The 2,666-nt window shown below is 37.5% G+C and carries 3 protein-coding genes; all 3 read left to right on the top strand.

The features are described 5' to 3' along the window. Nucleotides 1-203 precede the first annotated feature (203 nt). The 3 genes from HMPREF1505_RS11155 to HMPREF1505_RS11145 all read left to right on the top strand — a co-directional run bounded on the left by HMPREF1505_RS11155 (nt 204) and on the right by HMPREF1505_RS11145 (nt 2,360). Nucleotides 204-386 carry a hypothetical protein gene (locus tag HMPREF1505_RS11155; protein ID WP_036925373.1) on the top strand — a complete coding sequence of 61 codons (183 nt, stop codon included), beginning with the start codon at nt 204-206 and terminating at the stop codon, nt 384-386. 106 nt (nt 387-492) lie between these two features. Then, a complete protein-coding gene (locus HMPREF1505_RS11150; protein ID WP_036925371.1) occupies nt 493-951 on the top strand; it encodes a hypothetical protein in 459 nt (152 codons plus the stop codon). A gap of 20 nt (nt 952-971) precedes the next feature. After that, nucleotides 972-2,360, top strand: a complete 1,389-nt coding sequence (locus HMPREF1505_RS11145) for a DUF5458 family protein (protein WP_081722958.1) — start codon at nt 972-974, stop codon at nt 2,358-2,360. Nucleotides 2,361-2,666 lie beyond the last annotated feature (306 nt).

The following is a 2,666-nucleotide window of genomic DNA, read 5'->3' as shown; positions in this document are numbered from 1 at the left end:
AATATGACCGGTATCAGGAAGGAGTTGAAATCGAAAGTCATCGTATGTCTGGTGAATAGTATAATATTGTGCTATTCCTTGACGTTATGAGGATGACATATATATCACAATTCTATATTATCTGAAGGCGTGTAGCGTTGAATATTCACAAGTATAACAAGTCTATTCTGTAAACAGCTGTTCTGGAAAGTGGTGCAAAAACAATGGACTGCTCAGAACTATTAGGACGTTATGCTGCAAAAATAGAATGGTGTAAGAAACCTATGGGTTGGACAACATGTTATATGGTTGATTATGCAATGAAAAAAAACAAATGGCTTATAAAACATAATGACCCCAACTATATTCCTAAAAGAGGGCAAAATATAATAAAAATTAGCTTATAAATGTCTTTTCACATTTAATTTGCGAGAATTACATATAATTTTTATAGCTTTGTACCTGATTTGAGTATATTTGTAATTTATTAGATAAAACTTAAATATAAGAAATATGGCCATTTATGATTATGGAATTGGAGGAAATGAGGTAAATGTTGACGCTAATGAGTCAATTGCCGACATCCCTTCCAACAGAACTTTGTTAGTACAGAAGTTAACCGATGAGGCTCCAGTAAGCCCTGAAGCGGTTTATGGTTTACAAACAGTAGAAGATGTCTTCGAACATTTCTCACCATCTGTTACACTTGAGATGCAAGATGATAATGGTGAAGATGTTACAGAGACGATGCACTTTAAGAATCTTGGAGATTTTGACTCAGAAAAGCTAAAAGAGAATAGTGCTTTCCTTAGTAAACTTGATGTTGAGAAAGAGCAGAATATAAAGATTGCTCGTCAGCTTTCATCAAATAAAGCCTTATTGAAAGCTTTGGCTAATCCAGAAACCCGTCAAGCTGTAATAGATTTGTTACAGAGTTCACTTGACGAAATTAAGAACACAGAAGCCAAGTAAGAATAAAAACTAAATTGAAAATGGACAATAATAAAATAAAGGCTAAAGAACAGCAGGCTCCTTCTATAAGTAAGAGTACTATTGCACAGCAGGGAACCTCTTCTGCTGCCAACGCGCTTGACAAACTGAAAGAGTATGGCGGATTTACTTTCTTAGAGAATATCATTGACGGCTTTTCTAATCTGAATCCTTCACGTAAGGCACGCCGAAACATCTTCCTCTCTGATGCACAATGGGAGAATGATCGTAAGGTTTTAGCTAATCGTCTTGAAGTTTGGATTGATCTCTTAAAATCTGGTCAGTCTGCTGAACAGATGAGAGATAAAGCTAAGGAAAGAGCCTTGCATGTTGAGGACTTACTGAATAAGAATCTTAGTAAGGTTTTGGCTCGTACACGTGAGCTTGAGACTTCTTATCGTTCAGTTGCTTTATTCTATCGCAATACAGAAAGTCAGAAGGTTAAGAATATCACTATTGTCAATGCTGAGATGGATCAATTGACAGACTTAGACAACCCTGTTTTCATTGACTATATCAGCAACGAGCTTAAGCATAACTTCGACCGTCTCGACCTTCGTCGTAACTATTCTCTGCTTGTCATCCCTGGATATTTGGGCTCTAACGCTATCCTTGACAAGTGGGGTAAGATTGCACACAGCAATAAGGTTATGCTTCTAACTGACTTCCAGGATTTGGAAACACCAGACGATGTTGTTGATGTCTTCTTTAATGCTGACCATTCTGGTGGAGATATATACAAGTCAAACATTATTATGACATGTAACTGGCTCTTAGGACGCCAGAAGGTAGTACAGGTAGGAGAAGAAGACAATCTTTACGTACCAGGCTCATCTGCTCTCGCTGGTAAGATTTACAGCACATTGATGTCACAGGTAGTTGCCGGAAAGAAATTTGGTGGTCTTAATGATGTTGAAAGCGTACGTTTCGATTTGAAGAAAAGCGAAATTTCAGAAATTGAGCGCATGGGTCTTGTACCAATGGTCAACGAGTATAGTAAGGTGATGGCATTCTCTGCTAAAACACTCTTCAATGGTGATAACCTTGGATTGCAGACTTACTCTGTTGTTCGTGTATTCGATTATATCTCTAAGGTTCTTTTCGACTTCCTGAACCGCCGCGCATTTGAGAACTGGACTACTCGCACAGAGGCTGACTTGAGAAGCCAGATTGTGAAGTTCCTTGATAGCATACAGGGTCCAACTCGTCTGATAGAGAAGTTCCGAGTGATGAGAATTGAGCAAGATCCAAACCAAAAGGATCGTGTATTACTTGATATTCACATTACTCCATACTTCCCTGCAAAGAGTTTTGTTATTCAGCTTGAGGGTCGTAAGGGAGAAGAGCCAGAAGAGGCTAACTGGGAAAGCCAGTACTCACAAGATAAATAAGTTACTCTTATTTCTGGGTCTTCAGAAAGTTAGAGTGACAAGAATTGTTTCTTACACTCAGTTTTTTAGATATAATGGACATTTAGTAGGCTGGTTATTCCAGCCTACTTTTTTTGTATTTATGAATCCATCTATAAACTTCTTTTGTAGACAAAGATTGAAAAATCATTACATAATTCCAAAGAAAACATCCATAACTAACGGCAAAAACACATATACGAGTCAGGTCTGCAATCAACAGAAAATCAATTAGTTATAAAGTAGTAAAGTAAAAGGTGCTTAATTGGACTTCAAAAGGGCGTTAGT

It is taken from the genome of Prevotella sp. ICM33, from assembly GCF_000517825.1.
Taxonomy (GTDB): domain Bacteria; phylum Bacteroidota; class Bacteroidia; order Bacteroidales; family Bacteroidaceae; genus Prevotella; species Prevotella melaninogenica.
This window is presented reverse-complemented; position numbering and strand designations above follow the sequence as displayed.

What these genes read in the sequence shown, in the direction of transcription:
- HMPREF1505_RS11155 (WP_036925373.1), top strand. Translation starts at nt 204, where the DNA reads ATGGACTGCTCAGAACTATTAGGACGTTATGCTGCAAAAATAGAATGG.
- HMPREF1505_RS11150 (WP_036925371.1), top strand. Translation starts at nt 493, where the DNA reads ATGGCCATTTATGATTATGGAATTGGAGGAAATGAGGTAAATGTTGAC.
- HMPREF1505_RS11145 (WP_081722958.1), top strand. Translation starts at nt 972, where the DNA reads ATGGACAATAATAAAATAAAGGCTAAAGAACAGCAGGCTCCTTCTATA.